The sequence below is a fragment of the Paraburkholderia haematera genome, assembly GCF_905220975.1.
In the GTDB taxonomy this organism is placed as follows: domain Bacteria; phylum Pseudomonadota; class Gammaproteobacteria; order Burkholderiales; family Burkholderiaceae; genus Paraburkholderia; species Paraburkholderia haematera.
In genome coordinates, this window is sequence record NZ_CAJNBK010000013.1 from 42,483 (window position 1) to 65,052 (window position 22,570).

The following is a 22,570-nucleotide window of genomic DNA, read 5'->3' on the forward strand; positions in this document are numbered from 1 at the left end:
TGGAGCGAGCGGCTCATAAGCGGCTCATAAGCGGCTCATAAGCGGCTCATAAGCGACTCATGAGCGCCCCACAAGCGGCCCACAACACGCTCACGCAGCAGCCGGCGCCGCGCGACGGCACACTCTGAACAACAAGCCCGCAACAATCACCGCACCCAGCGCATACACGCCGTCCACCGCGGCGAGCGGCACGAGTTGCGCCTGGAACAACGCAGCCGGCACGTCGACCAGCGCATGCAGCGCAATCGCAAGCGGCAGGATGCCACGCCAGCCTGCCCGCACGCCGCGCCACATCAGCACCGACAAACCAATCTGGAACACCAGTGCCGCCACCCGTTCGAGCGCGAAAATGCCGGCCATCTGCGGCGTCAGGCTGGCCAGGATCAGGTGGATGCGCATCACCGAGCCGGTCGGCAGGTTGCTCAGGAAGCCGTCCAGCTCGCCGCGGTTTTCGAAGATAGCAAACAGGATCCATTGAACCTGCACCATCACACCGACCAGCCAGGCTTCAGCGCCGCCGTGGCCGAGGCCGTAGGCCAGCGCCGAGCCGTCACCCGTGTTCGCGGTGGCCGCGGACTTCGCTGCCGTGCGCTTGAGCACAAGGCGCAGGCCGATGAAACGCCCCACTTCTTCGCAGATCCCCGCAGCCAGCGCGCCATACACCACGAAGGCGAGCGGATGGGACAGGAAGGTGGCGGTCGCTTCGTTCCGGTGCAGCACGTAGTCATTCAGCGCGCGCTCGATCACCATGGCGAACAGCGCGAACACGGCGATGCCGGCGATTGCGTCGCGATGGTTCAGGGCGAACGGCAGGCGCAGACGGCGGTAGATCAGGAACGGTAAGACGGCGACCAGCAGGGTCGCGAGGGCGAGGCTCGTGAGGGTAAGCGGTGCAACAACCATGAGTTTCCTTGCGATGACCGGCGCGCACCCGCTGCGCGCCGCAGCCCGAATGATCGCAGATCAGCGCGAAGTCAGCGCAAAGTTGAGGCGCGGACGATCAATTCGCCCGGCAGGAGGCAGTCGCGCGCGGTGGTTTGAACCCCTTCGATGCGCTCATGGAGGAACTCGACCGCACGGTAGCCGATCTCGTAGGTCGGCTGGCGGATGGTCGTGACGCCGGTCAATTCGGCCCATTCGGGATCGTCGATCGAGAGCAGCGCAACACGCGCCTGCCAATCCGCGCCATAGCGCGCTTTCAGATGAAGGGCGAGGCACAGCGCGACCGGCGCGTTGGCCGCGAACAAGGCGATGCGCCGGGTGTTGCGGGTGGCGCTATGCGTGGCACTAGCCAGGGTGTTGCCTGCCGCGTGATCTGTGGCGCCGCGTGCGGTGTGTTCTGTCGCGCTGCTCACGGCCGCGCCGGGACCGCCGGCCGCGTCGATTGCGCGGTCCAGTTCGGCGAGGGCACGCTCCACGGCGGCCGGCTCCGCAAGGTTCAGCACCAGCGTGTGCCCACGCGCACCGCCTTCGCCGCCTTTGCCGCCTTCGCCGCTTTTGCCCATTGCGCCGCCCGTTCCGCCCAGATCACGCTTGCCGCTCTCGCCGTTCATCACCTCGCGAAACGCCGCCTCGCGCAGTTGGCGCGAACTGACTTGCTCGAAGGGTTGCACGACGAACCAGATGTCGTCGAACCCATTGTCAAGCAGGTGCCGCGTGCCGAGCTCGGCGGCCGCCCGGTTGTCCAGCCCAACCATATCGGCGACGAGCCCCTCCACCGAACGGTCGACCAGCACCGCCGGAATTCCTCCTTCGCCCACCGGCCGCAGCGTTTCCTCACGCACGCCGAGCGCGTTGACGATCACGCCTTCCACGCGATACGTGGTCAGCAGTTGCAGATAGCGCCGCTCCATTTCGACTTCGTTGGCCGCGTGGCAAATCAGCGGCATCAACCCGAGTGCATGGCAAGCGGCTTCCACGCCTTGCAGCACTTCGACGGTGTACGGATTGGTCAAGTCGGCGAGCAGCATGCCGATCAGGCGATTGCGGCCACGCTTGAGGCCGCGCGCCATCTGGTTCGGCTGATAGTCGAGACGCTCGATAGCCGCCTCGATGCGCGCGCGCAATTCCGGCGACAGCACACTCATCTCGCCATTCAGGTAGCGCGAGATGCTGGTTTTGCCCGTGCCGGCTTCGCGCGCGACGTCGGTAATCGTCGCGCGGCGCGCGGCGGCAAGCGGCGGCGTACTCATTTCTTCAACACTTCGCGATTGACGATGTTGGTGGCGAGCGTCCCCTCGAGCGCGGCGACGAGGTTTTCAGCCGCGTTGCGCGCCATCGCATGGCGAGTCTCGTGCGTCGCCGAACCGATATGCGGCAGCGCGACCACGTTCGCCATTTTCAGCAACGGCGAGTCGGCCGGCAGCGGTTCGGTCTCGAACACGTCGAGACCCGCGCCGTGAATCGTGCCGTTTCGCAGTGCTTCGATCAGCGCCTGTTCATCCACCGTGGCGCCGCGCGATGCATTGATCAGGATCGCGCTCTTCTTCATCGATTTGAGTTCGGCCGTGCCGATCATGTGCTTCGTTTCGGGTGAGAGCGGCACCTGCAGGCAGACGAAGTCCGCGGTAGCGAGCAGTTCCGCCAATTCGACGCGGCACGCGCCGTAAGCCTGCTCCGCCTCTACGTTCGCGCTGCGATTCGTGTACAGCACCTTCATGTTGAAGCCAAGCGCCGCGCGCCGCGCGACCGCGCCGCCGATCCGTCCCAGCCCGACGATGCCGAGCGTCTTGCCCTGCACGTCGACGCCGAAATGCGCCGGTCCGATGCTGTGCGTCCACTGCCCCGCCTTCACCCACTCCGCAAGTTCGACCACCCGCCGCGCCGACGCGAGGATCAGCGAGAACACCGTATCCGCGGTGGATTCGGTCAGCACGTCCGGTGTGTGCGCGAGCACGATGCCGCGGCGCGTGAGGTCGGCAACATCGAACTGGTCGAAGCCCACCGAGATGGTCGACAGCGCCTTCAGCCGGTTCGCGCCTTCGAGCATTGCCGGCGTGATTTTCACGCTCGAACCGATGCCGCCGTCCGCGTCCTTCAACGCGGCGACGAACGTGTCGTGCTGCGCGGGGTCGACCTGCACGACGTGCGCATGTTGTTGCAGATAGGCGAGCACCTCTTCGGGCAACGATTTCCAGGCGACGATCTTCTTCATCAGCTTATTTTCCTTGCAACGGTGTAGCGAGCGTGGCGCCCTGGGTCAACGGCTCTGCTTGCGGCTGCGGTTTGACGATCAGCGTCAGAATCACTGCGGCGAGCAACGCCACGCTCATGAACGCATAGGATGCCGCGGGCGAACCGGTCGCGCCATTCAGATAGCCGACCACGTACGAGCCGACGAACGAACCAAGCGCCCCCATGCTGTTGATCAGCGCCATCGCGCCGCCCGCCACGTTCTTCGGCAGCAATTCCGGCACGATCGCGAAGAACGGTCCATACGGCGCGTACATCGCGCCGCCGGCGATCACCAGCAACGCGTACGAGATCCAGAAGTGCGTGGAGCCGAGCGCGTACGACGCCGCGAACGCGATCGCGCCGACCAGCAGGAACGGCCACACGAACACTTTGCGGCGGTTGAGTTTATCCGATGCCCACGAAGCCGCAAGCATGGCGATCGTGGCGGCCAGATACGGCAGCGCCGAGAGCCAGCCGGTTTCGACCATGCCGAGCGTCGAACCGTTCTTCAGGATCGACGGCAGCCACAACACGAAACCGTATACGCCGATGCTCCAGCAGAAATACTGCGCGCACAGCTTGATGACCGCGGGCGTGCGAAACGCTTCGCTGTAATTGCGCACCGGCTTGATCGCGGCCTGTTCGGCGCGCAAGGTTTCGGCGAGGTCGTCTTTTTGCTGCTGCGTGAGCCACGAGACCTGTTGCGGCTTGTCCTGCACGATGAACCACCAGCACACCGCCCAGAGGATCGCGGGAGCACCTTCGGCGATGAACATGTGGCGCCAGCCGAACGAATGCACCAGATAGCCGGAGACCACCGACATCCACAGCACCGTCACCGGATTGCCGAGAATCAGGAAGGTGTTGGCCCGCGAGCGCTCGCGCTTCGTGAACCAGTTGCTGATGAAGATCAGCATCGCCGGCATCACCGCTGCTTCCACCACGCCGAGCACGAAGCGGATCACCATCAGCGAGGGGATATTGCTGACCATGCCGGTCAGCGCCGCACAACCGCCCCACAGGACCAGGCTCCAGAACACGAGCTTTTTCACGCTGCGGCGTTCCGCGTAGATCGCGCCGGGAATCTGAAAGAAGAAATAGCCGAGAAAGAACAACGCGCCGATCAACGACGACAGTCCTTTACTGATGCCGAGATCCTGGTTGATGCCGGCAGCCGATGCGAAACCGAAGTTCGCACGGTCGAGGTAAGCCAGGCTGTACGTGATGAATACGATCGGCATGATCGTCCACCAACGGCGAATCGCGAGCGATGAAGTCATGGAAGTCTCCTTTGTCGACCAGAGTTGGTGCAAAGCACTTACTCGGGTCCCATGCAAGATAGTTGCTAACGGCTTCCCGAAGCACTGAGGGCGGTTATGCGGCGCTGTTCGAGCGCTCTTGCTGTTATCGAGCCAGCTAATGCTGGATGCGCTAGATGCGCTGAATACACTGAACGCGGCGTTGGGCGTGGCAGATTCATGTTCAGGCCACGCTCAGGCCGCGGTGGCAACGCGCGAAACATCGGCACGTTCGAGCGCGTCAAGCGCGGCGCGGCTCGGCAGGCCTTCCGAATCGCCGATCACCTGGATCGCCAGCGCGCCGATGCGGTTGCCGCGCGCAACCGCTTGCGGCAGTGTCTTGCCCTCGAGCAGCGCGCTGACCACGCCAACGGCGAAGCCATCGCCCGCGCCAACCGTGTCCACCACCTTCGCGACCGGCTGGCCTGCGATCACGGCGGCATCGTCGGCGGTGCGAAAGTACGCGCCTTCTGCGCCGAGCTTGATGATCACGCCGCGCGCGCCCCGATCGAGATAAAACTTTGCAATGTCGTCCGGCTGCGTATAGCCGGTCAGAATCTCGCCTTCGCCGATGCCGGGCAGCACCCAATCGGCCAGTGCGGCGAGCGCGTTCAACCCTTCGACCATCGCGGCGCGCGAGGGCCACAGCGTTGGGCGCAAGTTCGGGTCGAACGAAATGGTCTTGCCCGCGGCCCGCATTTCACGCGCCAGATGGAAGGCGAGTTCGCGCGAACTCGCCGAGATGGCAGGCGCCACGCCCGTCAGATGGAGGTGAAGCGCGGGCAATACGTAATCGGCCGCGTAGTCGTCCAAGGACAGGTGGCTCGCCGCCGATCCTTTGCGGAAATACTCGATGGCTGGGTCGCTGCCGTCGTCGTTCTTCGACTTCAGCTGGAAACCGGTCGGATAGCGCTCGTCGGTGGTGACGCAGCGCTGGTCGATGCCTTCTTTCGCCAGCGTGTCGCGCACGTACTGGCCGAACGAATCGTTGCCGACCCGGCTCATCCAGCCCACCTTGAAACCCAGGCGCGACAGACCGATCGCCACATTCAGATCGGCGCCCGCAATGCGCTTGGTGAACTGCCCGACACCGGCGAGCGCCCCGGTTTCGGCGGCCACGAACATGGCCATCGCTTCGCCGTAGGTGATGACGTCGAGTGCTGCGTTTGTGTTGTTCATACCTTGCTCCTGCGTATTTCTTTCAAGGTTGTACGCGCCGCTCACGCGGCCGCCAGCCACGTGACGTAATGCGCCGCGTCCGCATCGATACGGTTCGTGTCGAACGGAAATTCAATGCCGCGCGGCACGTGGCGCGGCAGCGTGTCGAGCACCGCGGCGAACTGCGTGTCGCCGACAGCCGGCGCGGCGGGAAAGCGCCGCGCGCCCTCGCCCACCGCCGTCTTGCAATGGATGTATTCGACATGCGCGGCCAGCGGCCCGGCGGCATCGAGCGGCGCGACATCGCGCCAGGCCCAGTTACCGATGTCGAAGGTCATGCCGAGGAGATCCGTATGGCCTTCACGCGCCAGCGCGTCGAACAGGCCAATGAATTGCGCGAGCGAGCCGCCTTCGGCCAGTTGGCCGTTTTCGACAACAAGACGCACACTCGCACCGCGCAGATGGTCGGCAATCGCCGCGCCATGCGCCTCGGTAGCGAATCCGCCGAGTTGCAGCTTCACAAAGCGCGCACCGAATGCTGTCGCTTCATCGAGCGCGAGACGCAGTGCGCCGGCGTCGAGGTGTCCGTCTGACGTGTACAGCGAAGCCGGGGTCGAATACACCGACCACAAGCCCAGTCCGGCGATCGACTTGCCGAGCGCGCTCAATGCCTGCGGCGCAACGTCGGCTTCGTGCGCGAACAGTTCGCGGCGCACTTCGAACGCCGCCGCGCCAGCCTGTTTGCTCGCGCCGGCCCACTTCAGATGACCGCCCTGACGGACCGCGTCCATCCCGAATGCGCTTGCAACGATCACCACGTCCACTGCGTCAGTCATGTCGAATTTACTCAAATCTGTGCCATATCAGCATTTGATCGGCGATTGGAACCGGTTCCAAACACATTTCTAAAAAAAGCGCCGAGGCGCTTGCGATGCCCGAATAGTGCGCCGGGCGCGCCGTCATGCACCATAGTGGAAATCCCCAGGCCGGCTCGATCAGGTTCCATCGGCGAGGCAAAGCGCGAGGAACTGCTCGACGACCCGCGAGGGCGCACTCGCATGCGGCACCAGAATCGACAGCCGCCGTGTCAGCGGCTCGGGGCCCAGCGAGAACAGGCATAGCGCGCCGTCCTCGTGCCGCATCGACATGGCCGAGACGAAACCGATGCCCATGCCCGCCCGCACCGCTTCCTTGACGCCCTCGACCCCGGCAATCTCCAGCGCCACGCGCATCGGCACGCCCGCCCGGGCAAAGGCGCGCTCGACAATCTGCCGCACGCCCGAGCCCGCTTCGCGCAAGACCAGCGGATGCGGGCCGAATGCCGCCAGCGCCACCCGGCCGCCGTTGATGCCCAAACCATCTTCCGTATCCGCGCCGGCCGCCTGCGCCAGTGGATGCGTGCGGGGCATGATCGCGACAATCTCGTCCTCGCGCCACGCATGCACCGCGGTGTCGGGCGGCAGATCCGCGCCGACCGGCCCTTCGATCATCGCGATATCCACTGAGCCCAGCGCGCCGACGATTTCCGTGGTGTTGCCATCGGCGGTATGCAGCGTCACCTCGGGATGGCGGCGATGAAAGTCGGCAATCAGGTACGGCAGCAGATAACTCGCCGGCGTGGTGCTGGCGCCAATGCGCAAGGTGCCCTGCTCGAGCCCGCGCAACGCGTCGCGATACGCATGCGCCTGCCGCCACGTATCCCGAAGCCGGGTGGCATAGCTGGCGAGTTGCTCGCCGGCGGGCGTGAGGCGCACGCCGCGCCCGTCGCGCAGGTAAAGCGGCTCGCCGAATTCGTCCTGTAACTGCCGCAATTGTCCGGACACGGCCGGCTGCGACAAATGCAGCGCCACAGCCGCCCGGCTGATGTTGCGATGTTCGGCAACGGCGGCAAACGTTATAAGTTGGTCCGGGGTCATGGTGGTCAAAGTATCCGCACAACTGATACTTTACATTCTAAATCACGATTTTTCATATCGATATATCTAATTTAGGATTAGGGCTATCGAATCAAGTCAGTCATAGGAAGGCACTACGCCATGTCCACGCCACATCTCACCGCTTCTGCCGCATCCGCCGGATCTTCGGCGTCGTCCACCCGTGGCCAGCTCAACGGCATTCTCTTCGTTGCCCTGTTTGCCGCTGCCGTGACCCGCATCGCGTCGATCCCGGCCATCGCCGGCTTGGGTTTGAGTCCACTGATCGTCGGCATCGTGGCGGGCGCCATTTACGGCAACGCACTGCGCGACGGCATGCCCGAAAGCTGGGCGGCCGGTGTCAACTTCTCGGCGCGCAAACTTCTGCGCATCGCCGTGGCGTTTTTCGGCTTGCGCGTGAGCCTGCAGGAAATCGCTCAGGTCGGCTTGCCCGGTCTCGCTGAATCGGTGCTGATCGTCGTGAGCACGCTGGTGATCGGCACGTGGGCCGGCATGAAGATCATGAAACTCGATCGCGATACGGCCCTTCTCACGGCCGCCGGCAGCGCGATCTGCGGTGCGGCCGCCGTGCTCGCGTTCGAATCGACGCTGCAATCGAAGCCGCATAAGAGCGCCATGGCCGTGGGCAGCGTGGTGCTGTTCGGCACGCTCTCGATGTTCCTCTACCCGGTGCTGTTCAAGGCGGGCTGGCTGCATCTCGACACGGTTGGCGCAGGCCTCTTCTTCGGCGGCACGATTCATGAAGTGGCGCAGGTGGTCGGCGCGGCCAGCAACGTGAGCCCGGAAGCGACCCACATCGCGACCATCGTCAAGATGACCCGCGTGATGCTGCTGGTGCCGGTGCTGCTGGTGGTCGGCATGTGGGTCAACCGCTCGGCGCGCAGCGCCGCCACGGCCGAAGACGGCAAGCACCACGCTCCGCGCAAGCTGGCGATTCCCTGGTTCGCGCTCGGCTTCCTCGCCTTCGTCGTGATCAACTCGCTGCACGTCCTGCCGGAAAGCGCGACCAGCACGCTGAACATGCTCGACACCTTCGCACTCACCATGGCCATGACCGCGCTCGGTATCGAAACCCGCATTGCGCAGATTCGTCAGGCCGGACCCCGCGCATTGACCACCGGTTTCATCCTGTATGTGTGGTTGATTGCCGGCGGACTGGGTATCACATGGGCCGTCCAGCGCCTGCTCGGCTAAATCGCCCCCGCCTTCCGACCCACCCCGCCGCGTGCGGGGTTTTGTGCATTCAGGAGACCCATCCGGCACGCACGCGCGGCATACTGGTTGCCGACGTTGTTCGCTCATGCAAACTTCTTCATGCAACCGGGATAAGGACCGATCGATGAGTCTGGAACTTTATTATTGGGACGGCCTGCAAGGCCGCGGCGAATTCGTGCGGCTGGCATTGGAAGAAGCCGGTGCGGACTATGTGGAAGTGGCGCGCGGCGAGCCGTCGGCGGGCCTCGGCACGAACGCGATGATGACGCTGATGAAGAGCAGGAACGAGCCCTACCCGCCGTTCGCGCCGCCATTTCTGAAAGACGGCGATCTGGTGATCGCGCAGACCGCCAACATCCTGCTCTACCTCGGCCCGAGGCTCAAACTCGCGCCGTCGGACGAAAGCCTGCGCTACGTCGCCAACGGGCTGCAACTGACGATCGCCGATATGGTGACCGAAGCGCACGACACCCATCATCCGCTCGCCAGTGCCCTGTATTACGAAGACCAGAAAGACGCAGCCAAAGTGCGCGCGCACGAGTTCATCGACAACCGCATTCCGAAGTTCATGACGTACTTCGAGCGCGTGCTGAAACAGAACCCGGCCGGCGACACGTTCATGGTTGGCGACGCGCTCACTTACGTCGACTTGTCGATGTTCCAGCTGATCGACGGTCTGCTGTACGCGTTTCCGCGCGCGCTCAAGCGTTTCGGCGAACACTATCCACGCCTCGCGGCGTTGCACGACGCGGTGATCGAGCGGCCGAACATCGCCGCTTATCTGCAGTCCAACCGGCGCATCGAGCATAACGAAGCCTGCATCTTCCGGCACTACCCGGAACTCGACAAGGCGGCGGCTTGATCCGCGCCGCCCGCCTTCGCGAACACTGCGCATCGCGCCCGCTTCCGCCAGCGGGCGCGATGCTGTTACCGTACGCGCATTCCATCCACCCAACCCACCCTCTCCTGCCGACGTGCTTTCATTCCTGCTGAAGCTGCGCACCCGCGCCCAAACCCTGTTCCGTCTGTCCGACGCCCATACGATGCTGGTCTGGTCGGTGGTGGTCGGCGTCGCGGGCGCCTTCGCGACCATTGCCTTTCGCGAAGGCATTGCGTTGCTGCAACTGGCGGTTGTCGGCAAGTCCGGCAGTTTCGTCGAAATGGCGCGCGGCTTGCCGTGGACGGTGCGTGTGTGGCTGCCCGCAGCGGGCGGCCTGATCGCCGGCTTCTTTTTGCTGATCGCGCAACGTCACGTCGACAAATGCAATCACATCGATTACATGGAAGCGGTCGCGATCGGCGACGGCGTGGTGCCGGTCAAGCTGAGCTTCTGGCGCAGCGTGTCGTCGCTGTTCACGATTTCGAGCGGCGGCTCGATCGGCCGCGAAGGTCCGATGGTGCAACTGGCGGCGCTGGCCGCGTCGCTGATCGGCCGCTGGGTGCATTTCGATCCGCCGCGTCTGCGCCTGCTCGTCGCCTGCGGCGCGGCAGCCGGGATTACCTCCGCGTACAGCGCGCCGATTGCCGGCGCGTTTTTCGTCACTGAAATCGTGCTCGGCTCGATCGTGATGGAAAGCTTTGGCCCCGTGGTGGTTTCGGCGGTGGTCGCCAACATCACCATGCGCGAGTTCACCAGCTACAAGCCACCGTACGAAATGCCGGTGTTTCCGCCGGTGGCGGGTGCCGAAGTCCTGTTGTTCGTCGCGCTCGGGCTGCTGTGCGGTGCGGCCGCGCCGCAGTTTCTACGGCTGATGGACTTCTCGAAAGCCAACTTTCGCAAGCTGCCCGTGCCGCTGCCCATCCGGCTGGCGCTGGGCGGTCTGATCGTCGGCATTCTGTCGGTGTGGACGCCCGAGGTGTGGGGCAACGGCTACAGCGTGGTCAATTCCATTCTGCATTCACCGTGGACGTGGAGCGCGCTCGTCCTCGTGCTGGCGTTCAAGATCGTCGCGACGTCGGCAACCGTGGGTTCAGGCGCGATCGGCGGGGTGTTCACGCCGACGCTCTTCGTCGGCGCGGTGGTCGGCTCGCTGTTCGGCCTCGGCATGCACGCGTTGTGGCCGCACGGCACCTCGGCGCCGTTCGCTTATGCAATGGTCGGCATGGGCGCGTTTCTGGCCGGCGCCACGCAGGCGCCGCTGATGGCGATCCTGATGATCTTCGAAATGACGCTCAGCTATCAGGTGGTGCTGCCGCTGATGCTGTCGTGCGTGGTCGCATATTTCGTGTCGCGCGCGATCGGCAAGACGTCGATGTACGAAATCACGCTGCGCCGCAATCAGGAGGAACAGGAGCGCAGCCGTCTGCGCGCGACGCAGATGCGCGAGCTGATCCGCCCCGCCGAGACCGTCGTGGCACCGAACGCGACCGTGCAGGACATGACGCGCGTGTTCCTCGAATATCCGGTGAAGTATCTGTATGTGGCCAACGAGTCCGGCGCGTTTCTCGGCGTGGTCGCACTCAAGGACATCACCTCCGATCTGCTCGACAAGCGCGACACCGCCGCGAAAACAGCCGCGGATTATCTGCAGGCGCATTTCGACGTGCTCACGCCGGATATGCCGCTCGGCGTTGCGTTGCAGCACTTCATGGCGTTTCAGGGCGAGCGGCTGCCGGTGGTCGAAAGCGCTGCGGATCCGAAGCTGGCGGGGGTGGTGTACAAGACCTCGCTGCTCGATGCCTACTTCCGCATGAATCCGACGCGCTAGGCCAAAGTTCAGGCATTCGAGCGCCGGGACGTTTGATCGCTGAGTCATTGGCCGGGCCCACGCGGCAACGCGCGGCGCCTCACCAACACCGCCTTCCCGGCCCGTGCAAAGCGCGGAAGATTCCCTACAATGGGAAAACCGCTGCAGCGATTGTGCGCAGCGCGCGTTACGCCAGGACGGGCGCACCGAGACGCCCGCTTTTCGATCGGAGCGAAGATGAGCGAACCGTCCCTCGATGCCGTGCGCCGCGACCAGGCGGGCTGGATTTTCCTGCATATCGAAGGCGAGCCGTACGATCGCGGCGAGCAGCACGGCCAGTTGCTCGCCACTGAAATCCAGAACGCGATCCGCACCGCCCGCTACCTTGCAAAATGGGACACCGGCGAAGACTTCGATACCTTCGTGGACGCCGCCGTATCCCAGTTCGCCAACAAACTCGACACCGAATTCGCCGACGAAATCCAGGGCGTCGCCGACGGCGCGAAGCTGCCGTTCGCCGAAGTGCTGGCCTGGAACGGCTACATGGATCTGCTGCAAAGCTGGTGGCCGAGCCACGCGGCAACCCAGCAACCGCAGCTCGGCCTGAAACCGTGGCGCGGACGCCGCGGCCATCACTGCAGCGCGTTCATCGCAACCGGCAATGCCACCCGGGACGGCCGCATCGTCATGGCGCACAACTCGTGGGACCGCTATGCCGCGGGCGACGCGTTCAACGTCGTGTTCGACATCGTGCCCGATCGCGGCAACCGCATCCTGATGCAGGGCCTGCCGGGCTGCATCTCCAGCCTCACCGATTTCTGGGTGACCGAAGCCGGCCTGATGGTCACTGAAACCACCATCTCCAACTTTGCCGGCTACAACGCAGCGGGTGCGCCGGAGTTCTATCGCTCGCGGCGCGCGTCGCAATACGCCGGCAACATCGGCGAATGGTGCGAGATGTTCGCGGTCGCCAATAACGGCGGGTATGCGAACAGCTGGCTGCTTGGCGACACCAAGACCGGCGAGATCGCGCGCTATGAACTCGGGCTGCACTATTCCGGTTTCGAGAGTACGAAAAACGGCTTCTATAGCGGCTACAACACCGCGACCGATCTGAAAATCCGCAACCAGGAATGCATCGGCGAAGGCGAAGACTATACGGACGTGCGCAAGAACGGCGCGCGCCGCCTGCGCTTCATGCAGCTCGAAGAAATGCATCACGGCAAGATCGACGTCGAACTCGCGAAAGAGATGATCGCCGACCACCACGACGTCTATCTCGACCGCAACGACAACCCGTGCTCGCGCACCATCTGCGGGCATCTGGAACTGGACGACGCGCGCTTCGGCGGCACCGATCATGGGCCGTTCAATCCGTGGGGCGCCAACGACGGCAAGGTGGTCGATAGCGACATGGCGCGCGCCATGGCCTTCACCGCGCGCTGGGGGCACCCGTGCGGCCGGCCGTTCGACGCCCAGGCGTTTATGAAGCGCCATCCGCAGTGGAACTGGCTCAACGGCTATATGCGCGACCGCCCGTCATGGCCATGGACGCGTTTCGAGGTGCTGCGCTAGGCGGAGCGCCTAAAAACGCCTATAAGCGACTATAAGCAGCCCGCTGCAGCGCAACATAAATGCTGCACGATCGTTCGCGACTGCATTGCCTTTTTCCTGCCATCATGTGAAACCTACAATGAGGTTTTGTCTCTTTTGTGCGCGCGGCCGAACGGTTTGCCATCTAAGATGGTAGATATACGCTGCGCGCATAGGGAAACGCCGCGTGTAGGTTGCGCCCTCCTTTCGACGCGGGGGGTGGCGTAGCGCTTGCTCACCCTGTCAGCGCCGCATGAGCTTAGGAGGTCGGGCGATGAAAACCTCGACACTGTTGACCATGGTGACGCTGTCGGCCTCGTGTTTTGCCGCACCGGTTCATACCGCGCTGGACGGCACTGCCGCCAATAGCCTTGCCGAACGCGCCAACGCCGCACCCGTCGCTCCAGCAGCGCCGGACGTCGCTGCCACTGACGACACACGTCCGCAACAATGGCAACACATCGCGCTGCCCAAGTCGCGGCATCTGGAGCGAAGCTTCACGGGCCAGAACGAGCACTTGCAGACCTGAAAACAGCCCTTGGGAGCACTTGCATGACGGCATCGGCTATTCCCGGCGAATCGATCGATTTGCAGATCGCCGACATTCTGCGCGAAGTCAGTTTCCCGACTTACAAAGACGCGCTAGTCGACGCCGCGCGCGAAGCCGGCGCGAGCAATGAAGTATTGTCGATGCTCGACGGCTTGCCGGAGCAGGATTACGCCGACGTCACGTCGATCACGCGCCTGATCGGCGGCAATTACGGGCCGGGTCTGGGCGCATGAGCGGCCAGCGGGTCTTAACGCTGGGTTCGCTTTCGTCCGATCCGAAGCCCGCTGCCGACTGGATTCATCGGTCGCCGCATTCGGGCGGCACGGGCGGCATCGAGCGGATCGAAGCCTTCTTTCATCGTGCCGGCTATGCCATGCACCGGCACGATACCTATGCGATAGGCCGCACGCTGGCTGGCGTGCAGAGCTTCCGCTACCGCGGCAGCATGCGTAGCAATTTGCCGGGCGGCACGATGGTGCTCCATCCCGATGAGCCACATGACGGCCAGGCCGGCACCCGCGACGGCTTTCGCTACCGGATGATCTATGTCGATCCGGCGCTGTTCCAGCAGGCGCTCGGCGGCAAGCCGCTGCCGTTTCTCGAAGGCGGCCTGTCGAACGACCCGCGTCTGTTTGCCGCGACCGAGAGTCTGCTGCGCACCATGGATCGCGCAATCGATTCGCTCGAACAGGACGACGCGCTCTACGATCTCGCCATCGCGCTCGACGCCGTGGCCGGTGCGGCTGCGACGCGCCGTCCGGTGGATTACCTCGCCGCGGAACGGGCGCGCGAGTATATGCTCGGCTCGCTCGATAGCGCCGTGACGCTCGACGAACTGGCGGCGGCCGCCGGACGCGACCGCTGGAGTTTGTCACGGGATTTTCGTGCGCTGTTCGGCACCAGTCCGCATCGCTATCTGACCATGCGGCGTCTCGATCTCGTACGGGAACTCGCCGTCAAGGGGATATCGCTTGCCGATGCGTCGGCGGCAGCCGGCTTCGCCGATCAGGCCCACATGACGCGGCATTTCAAGCGCGCATGGGGCGTCGCGCCGGCACAGTGGCTGAAGATGCTGGGGCCGTCGGCTTCCGGTACCGGTACCGGGATGCACGAGGCGATGAACCGCCTGGCCTAGCGCCGCATTGAAGCCGCGCGCACAAACGTACAAGACCCGACAGCGCCTCACGCCCTACGCTCCAGGCTGGAACTGACCGCTCAGGAGGAGCACCGCAATGTCCAACGTTCAAGCGATTCAACGTCCTTACCGCGCCATCAACTTCGCTGAAAAACTGCAGCTTATCAACGACCAGTGGCTGCCGCGCGTCGTTGCCGAAATGAACGACTACCAGTTCAAACTGGTGCGGATCGAAGGCGATTTCGTCTGGCACGAACATGCCGACACCGACGAAACCTTCATCGTGCTCGAGGGGCAATTGCGCATCGACATGCGCGATGAATCCGTGCTTCTGTCAGCAGGAGAAATGTTCGTGGTGCCCAAAGGCACGGAGCACAAGCCGTACGCCGAACGCGAAGTCAAGCTATTGCTGATCGAACCGCGCGGCGTCAAGAACACCGGCGAAGAAAGCAACGAACGCACGGCGGCGAACGACGTGTGGATTTGAAGCGAGTCACGCTCGTGGCTCGCGTTCGTAGTAAATGTCCCACTCGCTTTCGGCCGTTTTGACGAAGCCATGCCGCTGGTAAAAGCGATTCGAATCGCTGTCGCGCAGCGCGCCCACTTTGAGCGGCAGCGATTTGGCATCCGCCTCGGCAAACAGTTCGGCCAGCACGGCCTGGCCGATCCCTCTGCCTTGCTGCGTTGGAACGACGTACAGATGATCCAGTAGCAGATGGTCGGCGTTGTGCCTCAATAGCACAAAGCCGGCACGCTCTCCGTCGGCCAGAATGAAGCGGCAAAAACCGGGATCGAACGACGCAACAAAGCGTTCACGCGCCCGAATGGGATCAAAGCGGCCGATGCGTTCCAGACTCTCTCGCATCGCCGCGATACGGATGTTCACGAGCGTATCGACGTCGGCGTGCGTGGTGTTGGCAAAACTCAGGTTCATGCGCTTCGGCTCTCCGGATCTTCTCTGGGATTGACGCGACGATGCCGCCCTCGGAACCGAAGAAGATAACCCGGATGTGAAAGCCCGTGCTGAACGGCGCGAACACGCGCGGGAGCGCACGTCAGACGCCGGCGCGCCGCGATTCCGTCAAATTGGCGAAGGTGCCGCGACGTGTCCGCGCGAAGGCTTGCGCAACGGCCGCGCGCCCTCGACGGGCGGCAATGCCGACACCGGCAGGTCGTCCGCATAGACAGGCGCCCCGGCAACCGGGGACCGCCCAGCCGAACGCACCGGCGTCATAGCTCGCGGATCGCGCGATTGAGCTTCGGTCTGCTGGAAATGCGCGACGAGATGGTCGATAAACGTGCGCACCTTCGCCGGCAAATGCAGGCGGCTCGGATAGGCAATCGTAATTTCGATCTTCGGCAAATGGTAGTCGCCCAGCAAGGGCACGAGTCGCCCGGACGCCAGATCCCGGCCGATCAGATAGCTCGGCAGAATCGCCACGCCCATGCCCAACAGGGCAAACTGCCGCAGCATCTCGGTGTTGTTCGCCGCAATCGCGTTGGTGGGCCTCACCCGCACTTCGCCGTCCGGTCCGGTGAATACCTTCTCGTCGCTACCCTGCTCGGCAGGCCGGCTCAGACACGGATGTGTCAGCAAATCTTCAGGGCGGGTTGGCGTGCCGTGCTGCTCAAGATAAGCGGGTGTCGCGCAGACCGTCATATAGCCGGTGGTCAGACGCCGCGTGACGATGCTCGCACTGCGCATCTGCCGCGCCACCATGATCCCCACGTCGAAACCCTCCTCCACCAGATCGACGTGGCGATCCGCCAGCGTGACGTCTGGCATCACGTCCGGATAACGCTCCGCGTACGACTGCACCACCGGCGCGAGGCTGTGCAACCCGAACACCACCGGCGCGACGACGCGCAAGGTCCCAACCGGTTCCTGATTACGCGCCACCACCATCTGCTCGACGCCTTCCAGGTCGTCGAGAATGTGGCGCACGCGTTCCAGATAGGTCGCGCCGGATTCGGTCAGCGAGAGACGGCGCGTCGTGCGATTGAGCAGCCGCACGCGCAGACGCGCTTCCAGATCCGCGACGTGACGCGTGACGACGGCAGTGGAAAGATCCAGCGCGCCCGCCGCGCCAACGAAACTGCCCAGATCAGCCACCTTGACGAAAACGCGCATCGACTGCAATTGATTCATGGGACGACTCCTGCCTCGGTGAAGCCGGGCCGGCGCGACGCTGCCGCCTGTGTCGACCCGAACGACAAGGTGCGCACGGGTTTGCCCAACGATTCGATTGTATCGATCCGACCTGTCCCAACCCTGACCCGAACATGACAATCCGGTCAGTTTCCCGAGGCGCTCGCGACACTATTGCGAGGCGTACTGTGGACGAATTGCGGACGAATTGTGGATATTGGGTAGGTATAAACCCTTAGATGCTGGTAATATAGCGCCCGAAAGGAAATTTATCGCTATGCCACATCGTTTTCAGCTTTTCGAAAAAATCGCGTTTTCACTGGTTTGCTGGTCCGCCGCGGCCTGTTCGGCTTTCATCGCTTACGAGCGGTGCCCGGACATCAAGGTCGTCCTGCACGCGGGTGAAGAAGTCCTGCGCTACAGCGGGCAGTATTCGTTCGTCTGCGCCACGCCGGTTGCGGACGCCTGCGCGCAGTTGCCGGCGAGCTGATTCGCCGGCATTGGTATTACGCAATTCGTATTACGCATCGCGCCCGAACACCACGCGCGCGAAAAACCCCGTCAGCACCTTTTCAGCCACTTCCCCCGACACGTTCTGCGGATCGACCGTGTAGAAAAACTGCACGCCGTCGCACAACCCCATCAGGCCCATCGCCAACGTCTCTGCCGGCAACGGTAATGGCGTGCCGACCAGCGCCGAAAATTCGCGGATGTACGCGCTCAACTGTTCGAGCTTCTCGTGCAGGAACGCGTTGAAGCGTACCCGGAAGCGGCCGTCGCGCACGGCGAGCAGCTTCGCCTCCACCCACAGCAGAAAACACTTGTTCTCGCGATGCAGGCTGCCGTAATAACGCAGCACGCGCTCTTCCATCTCTTCGCGCGAGGCCGCGCTTTCGAAGATGGCCTGCAGCCCCGCCTGCATGGTCTCGTGGTCGCGCCGCAGTAGTTCGAGGAACAACTCGTTCTTGCTGCGGAAGTTCGAATAGAACGCGCCGCGCGTATAACCCGCCGCCCCGGCGATGTCTTCGACACTCGCCGCGACAAAGCCTTTCTTCATAAAAATCGCCTGCGCAGCGTCGAGCAGACGCTGGCGCGTCTGGTCTTTGCTCTGCTCGCGTGTAAGTCGTTGCCGTTTCATGGGCGCAAGTCTAGCACCGAAAAGATTTCCAATTCACATCAACATTCAGATACAGGTGTGTATTAGAATTCAGCCATCCATTCGAAGTCAGACGCGTATGCCAAATGCATGTTTCGGCCCACGCGTCTTCGCTGGCGGGCCGCTGCGGCTTGCCGTGCTCGTTTGCTGTCTCCAGTTGGGGTAATTGTGAAGCGTCCCGGTCTTCCCGCATCGCCTGCGATGCGCCAGCAGTTCCTTCCGCATGCCCGTCCCGCGCACTTGCGCCGCGCAGCATTCGCCCTCGCTCTCGCCGGTATCGTCGCGCTCGCCGCCTGCTCGAAGAAAGAACCGCCTGCGCCCGCGCCGCGTCCGGTGGTCGCCGTTGCCGTGCAGTCAGACGGCAGCGCATTGGCCGCGGCATCGTTGCCGGGCGACGTGCAGGCGCGCTATTCCACACCGCTGTCGTTTCGCGTCGGCGGAAAAATCATCGAACGGCGCGTACGTTTGGGTGACGTGGTGAAGAATGGGCAGATCGTCGCCCGGCTCGATCCGGCGGATGCGCAAAAGAATGCCGCCAGCGCGCAGGCTCAGCTGGAAGCCGCGCAACACGGTTTCGTGTATGCGAAGCAGCAACTCGATCGCGATCAGGCCCAGGCGAAAGAAAACCTGATCGCGCCCGCGCAGCTTGAACAGACCACCAACGCCTACGCCTCTGCCGCCGCGCAGCGCGATCAGGCCGCGCAACAGGCGGCGTTGTCGAAAGACCAGTTGCAGTACACCGCGCTGGTTGCCGATCACGCCGGCGTGATTACCGCCGAACAGGCCGACACCGGTCAGAATGTGTCCGCCGGTCAGGCCGTCTACAACCTCGCGTGGAGCGGCGATATCGACGTGGTCTGCGACGTGCCGGAAAGCGCGCTAGCCGCGCTCTCGATCGGGCAGACCGCAAAGGTCACGCTGGCCGCGCTGCCGGGCCGCAGCTTTACCGCGCGCGTGCGCGAACTGTCGCCCGCCGCCGATCCGCAAAGCCGCACGTATCGCGCCAAGCTCACGCTCGACAATGCCGGCCCGGACGTGCGTCTCGGCATGACCGCCGACATCGCGCTCGCCGCAGCTTCGCCTTCGGACTCCTCCGGCAACTCGGATGCGAACTCGGCTACGGGCGAGAGCAGTTCCTTCACCGTGCCTGCCACCGCCCTGTTCCACGACGGCACGCAGCCGGCTGTGTGGGTCGTGCGTCCCGCGGACAATGCGCCGGGCGTCGGTACGCTAGAACTGCGCCGCGTGACGGTCATCCGCTATAACGAGCGCACGATCGTGATCGGCCAGGGGCTCAAAAATGGTGAACGCGTCGTGCTGCAAGGCGTGCATACCGTGACCGCCGGCGAAAAAGTCCACGTGATCCCGCCGTTGCATCCCGAGGACTTCGCTTCATGAGCAATACGCATGAAGAAGGACGCTTCAACCTGTCCGCATGGGCGCTGCGCCATCAGGCGCTGGTCGTCTTCCTGATCGCGCTCGCAACCGCGTTCGGCATTCTCGCCTATACCCGTCTCGCCCAATCTGAAGACCCGCCTTTCACGTTCCGCGTCATGGTGATCCGCACCTTCTGGCCGGGCGCGACCGCGCGCCAGGTCCAGGAGCAGGTCACCGACCGTATCGGCCGGAAATTGCAGGAAACGCCCGCCATCGATTTCGTGCGCAGTTACTCGCGCCCCGGCGAATCGCTGATGTTCTTCTCGATGAAGGACTCGGCACCGGTCAAGGACGTGCCCGAAACCTGGTATCAGGTGCGCAAGAAAGTCGGCGATATCGCGGCGACCTTGCCGCCGGGCATTCAAGGTCCATTTTTCAACGACGAATTCGGCGACGTCTACACCAATATCTACACGCTCGAAGGTGACGGTTTTTCCGCCGCGCAACTGCACGATTACGCGGACCAGTTGCGCACGGTGTTGCTGCGCGTGCCCGGCGTCGGCAAGGTCGATTATTTCGGCGATCCGGATCAGCACATCTACATCGAGATCACCAACACGCAACTCACGCGCCTTGGCATCTCGCCGCAGCAACTCGGCCAGGCCATCAATTCGCAGAACAGCGTCTCGCCCGCGGGCACGCTGACCACCACCGACGACCGCGTGTTCGTGCGCCCCACCGGCCAGTTCAAGGACGTCAATGCGCTCGCCGACACGCTGATCCGCATCAACAACCGCTCGTTCCGTCTCGGCGACATCGCGACCATCAAGCGCGGTTACGACGATCCGGTCGCCACGCAAATGCGCTCGGGCGGCAAGGCGGTGCTCGGCATCGGCATCACCATGCAGCCGGGTGGCGACGTGATTCGTCTGGGCAAAGCGCTCGATCAGGAAACGGTCAAACTGCGGGCCTACCTGCCGGCGGGCTTGCAACTGGTCGAAGTATCGAGCATGCCGAACGCGGTCGCGCGTTCGGTCGACGATTTTCTCGAAGCCGTCGCTGAAGCGATTGCGATCGTGCTGGTGGTCAGCCTGCTGTCATTGGGCGTGCGCACCGGCATGGTGGTCGTGATCTCGATACCTGTCGTGCTCGCCGTCACGGCGCTGTGCATGTATCTGTTCGACATCGGGTTGCACAAGGTCTCGCTGGGCACGCTGGTGCTCGCGTTGGGGCTATTGGTGGACGACGCGATCATCGCGGTCGAGATGATGTCGGTGAAACTGGAGCAAGGCTGGAGCCGCACGCGCGCCGCCGCCTTTGCGTACACCAGTACCGCCTTTCCGATGCTGACCGGAACGCTCGTCACCGTCTCCGGTTTCCTGCCGATTGCGCTGGCGAAGTCGAGCACCGGCGAATACACACGCTCGATCTTCGAAGTGTCGGCGATCGCGCTGATCGCGTCGTGGTTCGCGGCCGTGGTGCTGATTCCACTGCTCGGCTATCACATGCTGCCGGAGCGCAAACGTCAGGAACACGAAGCGGAAGATCACGAACACGACATCTACGACACCCGCTTCTACAAGCGGCTGCGTGGCTGGATCGGCTGGTGCATCGAGCGGCGTTTTGTCGTGCTGGCCATCACCGTCGGACTGTTCATTCTGGCCATGGCAGGCTTCACGCTGGTGCCACAGCAATTCTTCCCGAGCTCGGACCGTCCCGAGTTGCTGGTGGATGTGCGCTTGCCCGAAGGCGCTTCGTACGATGCGACGCTGCGCCAGGCAGAGCGATTGGAAAAAGCGCTGGTGGGCCGCCCGGAAATCGATCATACGGTGGACTTCGTCGGCACCGGTGCGCCGCGTTTCTATCTCCCGCTCGATCAGCAATTGCCGCAGCCGAATTTCGCGCAGTTCGTCATCACGGCCAAATCCGTGAAAGATCGCGAGAAGCTCGCGCAATGGCTCGAACCGGAATTGCGTAATAACTTTCCGGCGATCCGCACACGCCTGTCGCGCCTCGAGAATGGGCCGCCGGTCGGCTATCCCGTGCAGTTCCGCGTGAGCGGAGACGATATTGCCACCGTGCGTTCGATCGCCGAGCGCGTCGCCGCGACCCTGCGCGCCGACCGCGGCACCCGCAACGTCCAGTTCGACTGGGACGAGCCTGCCGAGCGCTCGGTGCGCTTCGAAGTCGACCAGAAGAAAGCACGCGAACTCGGCGTGACATCTGAGGACGTGTCGAGTTTCCTCGCCATGACGCTCTCCGGCTACACCGTCACGCAGTATCGCGAGCGCGACAAGCTGATCAGCGTCGACCTGCGCGCACCCAAAGCGGAACGCGTCGACCCCGCGAAGCTGATCACGCTGGCGATGCCGACGCCGAACGGTCCCGTGCCGCTCGGCACGCTCGGTCATCTGCGCAACGACCTCGAATACGGCGTGATCTGGGAACGCGACCGCCAGCCCACCATCACCGTGCAGTCCGACGTCGCGCCGGGCGCGCAAGGGATCGACGTGACACATGCCGTCGATAAGGCATTGAGCCAGATTCGCGCCGCGCTGCCGGTGGGCTACCGGATCGAAATCGGCGGGTCGGTCGAGGAAAGCGGCAAGGGGCAAACGTCGATCAACGCACAGATGCCGATCATGATCATCGCCGTGCTGGTGCTCCTGATGATCCAGTTGCAGAGTTTCGCGCGGGTGCTGTTGGTGGTGCTGACCGCGCCGCTCGGCCTGATCGGCGTGGTGCTGACCCTGCTTCTTTTCGGCCAGCCATTCGGTTTTGTCGCGATGCTCGGCGTAATTGCCATGTTCGGCATCATCATGCGCAACTCCGTGATTCTCGTCGATCAGATCGAGCAGGACATCGCTGCGGGATACAAGCGCTTCGACGCGATCGTCGGCGCGACGGTGCGGCGCTTCCGGCCCATCACGCTCACCGCGGCGGCCGCCGTGCTCGCGCTGATTCCGCTGTTGCGCTCGAACTTTTTCGGCCCGATGGCAACCGCGCTGATGGGTGGCATTACGAGCGCGACCATTCTCACGCTGTTCTATCTGCCGGCCCTGTACGCAATGTCGTTCAGAGTGCGCGACGACGAGCGCGAACCACCGCCGCCGCCCGGCACGACGCATTCGGGGAACTGAGATC

At 63.7% G+C, this 22,570-nt stretch carries 21 protein-coding genes; 11 read left to right on the forward strand and 10 right to left on the reverse strand.

The window, feature by feature from the left end; genetic code table 11:
• Positions 1-90: 90 nt before the first annotated feature.
• The 7 genes from KHO23_RS21545 to KHO23_RS21575 all read right to left on the reverse strand — a co-directional run bounded on the left by KHO23_RS21545 (position 91) and on the right by KHO23_RS21575 (position 7,546).
• On the reverse strand, positions 91-903 hold the full coding sequence (locus KHO23_RS21545; protein ID WP_211613262.1) for a YhfC family intramembrane metalloprotease: 813 nt from the start codon (positions 901-903) through the stop codon (positions 91-93).
• A gap of 71 nt (positions 904-974) precedes the next feature.
• Positions 975-2,192 carry a LacI family DNA-binding transcriptional regulator gene (locus tag KHO23_RS21550; RefSeq protein WP_211613263.1) on the reverse strand — a complete coding sequence of 406 codons (1,218 nt, stop codon included), beginning with the start codon at positions 2,190-2,192 and terminating at the stop codon, positions 975-977.
• Positions 2,189-3,154, reverse strand: a complete 966-nt coding sequence (locus KHO23_RS21555) for a 2-hydroxyacid dehydrogenase (protein ID WP_211613264.1) — start codon at positions 3,152-3,154, stop codon at positions 2,189-2,191. The genes KHO23_RS21550 and KHO23_RS21555 overlap by 4 nt, the downstream gene beginning before the upstream one ends.
• A gap of 4 nt (positions 3,155-3,158) precedes the next feature.
• Positions 3,159-4,454 carry an MFS transporter gene (locus KHO23_RS21560; RefSeq protein ID WP_211613265.1) on the reverse strand — a complete coding sequence of 432 codons (1,296 nt, stop codon included), beginning with the start codon at positions 4,452-4,454 and terminating at the stop codon, positions 3,159-3,161.
• Positions 4,455-4,667: 213 nt separating this feature from the next.
• Positions 4,668-5,651 carry a sugar kinase gene (locus KHO23_RS21565; RefSeq protein WP_211613266.1) on the reverse strand — a complete coding sequence of 328 codons (984 nt, stop codon included), beginning with the start codon at positions 5,649-5,651 and terminating at the stop codon, positions 4,668-4,670.
• Between the two features lie 41 nt (positions 5,652-5,692).
• Complete coding sequence (locus KHO23_RS21570; RefSeq protein ID WP_211613267.1) at positions 5,693-6,466, reverse strand: sugar phosphate isomerase/epimerase family protein; 774 nt, start codon at positions 6,464-6,466, stop codon at positions 5,693-5,695.
• Positions 6,467-6,625: 159 nt separating this feature from the next.
• Positions 6,626-7,546 carry a LysR family transcriptional regulator gene (locus tag KHO23_RS21575; protein ID WP_211613268.1) on the reverse strand — a complete coding sequence of 307 codons (921 nt, stop codon included), beginning with the start codon at positions 7,544-7,546 and terminating at the stop codon, positions 6,626-6,628.
• 120 nt (positions 7,547-7,666) lie between these two features.
• On the opposite strand from KHO23_RS21575, the gene KHO23_RS21580 reads away from it, so the two are divergent.
• From KHO23_RS21580 to KHO23_RS21615, 8 genes are all read left to right on the forward strand, one after another.
• Positions 7,667-8,758 (forward strand): YeiH family protein, encoded by a 1,092-nt coding sequence (locus KHO23_RS21580; RefSeq protein ID WP_211613269.1) that lies wholly within the window; start codon positions 7,667-7,669, stop codon positions 8,756-8,758.
• A 145-nt stretch (positions 8,759-8,903) separates the two neighbouring features.
• Entirely contained in the window at positions 8,904-9,641 is a 738-nt protein-coding gene (locus KHO23_RS21585; protein ID WP_211613270.1) for a glutathione S-transferase, read from the forward strand.
• A gap of 112 nt (positions 9,642-9,753) precedes the next feature.
• A complete protein-coding gene (locus tag KHO23_RS21590; RefSeq protein WP_211613271.1) occupies positions 9,754-11,487 on the forward strand; it encodes a ClcB-like voltage-gated chloride channel protein in 1,734 nt (577 codons plus the stop codon).
• Between the two features lie 216 nt (positions 11,488-11,703).
• Positions 11,704-13,041, forward strand: a complete 1,338-nt coding sequence (locus KHO23_RS21595; protein ID WP_211613272.1) for a C45 family autoproteolytic acyltransferase/hydolase — start codon at positions 11,704-11,706, stop codon at positions 13,039-13,041.
• Positions 13,042-13,333: 292 nt separating this feature from the next.
• Positions 13,334-13,588, forward strand: a complete 255-nt coding sequence (locus tag KHO23_RS21600) for a hypothetical protein (RefSeq protein ID WP_211613273.1) — start codon at positions 13,334-13,336, stop codon at positions 13,586-13,588.
• A gap of 23 nt (positions 13,589-13,611) precedes the next feature.
• Positions 13,612-13,842 (forward strand): DUF2795 domain-containing protein, encoded by a 231-nt coding sequence (locus KHO23_RS21605; RefSeq protein ID WP_211613274.1) that lies wholly within the window; start codon positions 13,612-13,614, stop codon positions 13,840-13,842.
• The gene (locus tag KHO23_RS21610; RefSeq protein WP_211613275.1) at positions 13,839-14,744 is read left to right on the forward strand and encodes an AraC family transcriptional regulator; all 906 of its coding nucleotides are present in this window, start codon (positions 13,839-13,841) and stop codon (positions 14,742-14,744) included. Before KHO23_RS21605 ends, KHO23_RS21610 begins: the two co-directional genes overlap by 4 nt.
• Positions 14,745-14,841: 97 nt before the next feature.
• Positions 14,842-15,231: a cupin domain-containing protein gene (locus tag KHO23_RS21615; protein ID WP_211613276.1), complete on the forward strand. Its 390-nt coding sequence runs from the start codon at positions 14,842-14,844 to the stop codon at positions 15,229-15,231.
• A 6-nt stretch (positions 15,232-15,237) separates the two neighbouring features.
• On the opposite strand, the gene KHO23_RS21620 is transcribed toward KHO23_RS21615, so the two are convergent.
• A complete protein-coding gene (locus KHO23_RS21620; RefSeq protein ID WP_211613277.1) occupies positions 15,238-15,678 on the reverse strand; it encodes a GNAT family N-acetyltransferase in 441 nt (146 codons plus the stop codon).
• Between the two features lie 147 nt (positions 15,679-15,825).
• The gene (locus KHO23_RS21625; RefSeq protein WP_211613278.1) at positions 15,826-16,893 is read right to left on the reverse strand and encodes a LysR family transcriptional regulator; all 1,068 of its coding nucleotides are present in this window, start codon (positions 16,891-16,893) and stop codon (positions 15,826-15,828) included.
• Positions 16,894-17,170: 277 nt separating this feature from the next.
• On the opposite strand from KHO23_RS21625, the gene KHO23_RS21630 reads away from it, so the two are divergent.
• Positions 17,171-17,383, forward strand: coding sequence for a hypothetical protein (locus KHO23_RS21630; protein WP_172170743.1), 213 nt, complete (start codon positions 17,171-17,173; stop codon positions 17,381-17,383).
• Between the two features lie 30 nt (positions 17,384-17,413).
• Here KHO23_RS21630 and KHO23_RS21635 read toward each other — a convergent pair whose 3' ends face one another.
• Positions 17,414-18,031, reverse strand: coding sequence for a TetR/AcrR family transcriptional regulator (locus KHO23_RS21635; RefSeq protein ID WP_211613279.1), 618 nt, complete (start codon positions 18,029-18,031; stop codon positions 17,414-17,416).
• A 219-nt stretch (positions 18,032-18,250) separates the two neighbouring features.
• Between KHO23_RS21635 and KHO23_RS21640 the strand changes: the two genes are divergently transcribed.
• Both KHO23_RS21640 and KHO23_RS21645 read left to right on the forward strand, forming a co-directional pair.
• The gene (locus tag KHO23_RS21640; RefSeq protein ID WP_211613280.1) at positions 18,251-19,447 is read left to right on the forward strand and encodes an efflux RND transporter periplasmic adaptor subunit; all 1,197 of its coding nucleotides are present in this window, start codon (positions 18,251-18,253) and stop codon (positions 19,445-19,447) included.
• Positions 19,444-22,566: an efflux RND transporter permease subunit gene (locus KHO23_RS21645; RefSeq protein ID WP_211613281.1), complete on the forward strand. Its 3,123-nt coding sequence runs from the start codon at positions 19,444-19,446 to the stop codon at positions 22,564-22,566. Before KHO23_RS21640 ends, KHO23_RS21645 begins: the two co-directional genes overlap by 4 nt.
• The last annotated feature ends 4 nt before the right edge of the window (positions 22,567-22,570 follow it).